Origin of the sequence: Lichenibacterium minor (assembly GCF_004137685.1) — a bacterium.
Lineage (GTDB): Bacteria > Pseudomonadota > Alphaproteobacteria > Rhizobiales > Beijerinckiaceae > Lichenihabitans > Lichenihabitans minor.
The window spans coordinates 1-1,145 of record NZ_QYBB01000156.1; the positions used below are offsets into that span (position 1 = coordinate 1).

General features: G+C 67.1%; 2 protein-coding genes. Both read left to right on the plus strand.

What is annotated here, in order from left to right:
* The coding region (locus D3273_RS27815) for a hypothetical protein (RefSeq protein WP_207210939.1) at positions 1-492 on the plus strand (492 nt) is incomplete at its 5' end.
* A gap of 35 nt (positions 493-527) precedes the next feature.
* The coding region (locus D3273_RS27820; protein ID WP_165359767.1) for a TonB-dependent receptor plug domain-containing protein at positions 528-1,145 on the plus strand (618 nt) is incomplete at its 3' end.

Below are 1,145 nucleotides of genomic sequence, written 5' to 3' on the forward strand. Positions count from 1 at the left end.
TTGACCGTATTGAGCCCTTGCGAGGGATCGGACGACCTGCCGTCCAGGCAGGATGTGCAGATCATGGGCCGCGTGTTGAAGTTCCAGGAAGACCGGAAGGGCGACACGCGCAAGATCGCCCTCATCTACAACCCGGCCAGCCCGACATCGTACCGGGAAGCCGCCACGCTGAACACGTTCCTCGGCTCCGGGCAGGCGATCGGCAGCTTGACGTTGAGCGGCGTGCTGATCGAGCAGGACAAGGCCGGCGCGCTCGAAGGCTACGACGCCATCTTCTCCGCCGTCGAGACCGATTCCGGCCGCCTCAGGAGCGCCATGCGGCGGCACGAGGTCCCGTGCATCACGCGCGAGGTCGACCAGGTGTCGCAGGGGGCCTGCATCGTCGCGATCCAGACATCGCCCAACACCGCCATCTTCTTCAGCAGCACCAATGCAGCCGCCGCAGGCGTGCGCTTCGCCACGGCCTTCATCATGATGGTGCGAGAACTATGACGCGACACCTGCCTGCGATCGCGTTCGCGACTGTCGTGCTCGCTTCCAGCCCCGCCGCCGCACAGTCCGTCAACTACACCGATGCCGAGCAGCTCTTCGGCGAGCCGGTCACCACCGCGGCCACGGGCAAGCCGCAACGGGTGAGCGACGTGCCCGTGAACATGGACATCGTCACCGCGGAGCAGATCCGCCGCTCGGGCGCCGACAACATCCCGGATGTGCTGCGCTTCGTGGCCGGCGTCGACGTGCGCCGATACGGGCAGCTCGACGCGGCCGTCGGCATCCGAGGCTACAACACGGCCCTGAACCCGCGCGTCCTCGTCCTGGTCGATGGTCGGCAGGTGTACCAGGACGACTACGGCTTCGTGCCGTGGCCGCTGATCCCCGTGGCGCTGCGCGACATCCGGCAGATCGAGATCATCAAGGGGCCGAGCGCGGCTCTCTATGGCTTCAATGCCGTTTCGGGCGTCATCAACATCGTCACCTTCGATCCCCTTCGCGACAAGGTGAACGGGGTCACGGCGGAAGGCGGCAGCCAGCATCGCGGCCACGGCGAGGCCACTGTGACGGCGCAGATACCCGGATCCGCCGGCATCCGGCTTTCCGCGGAGGGGTTTCGCGCCGACGAGTTCTCGGGCGTGCCGTCGAACGGC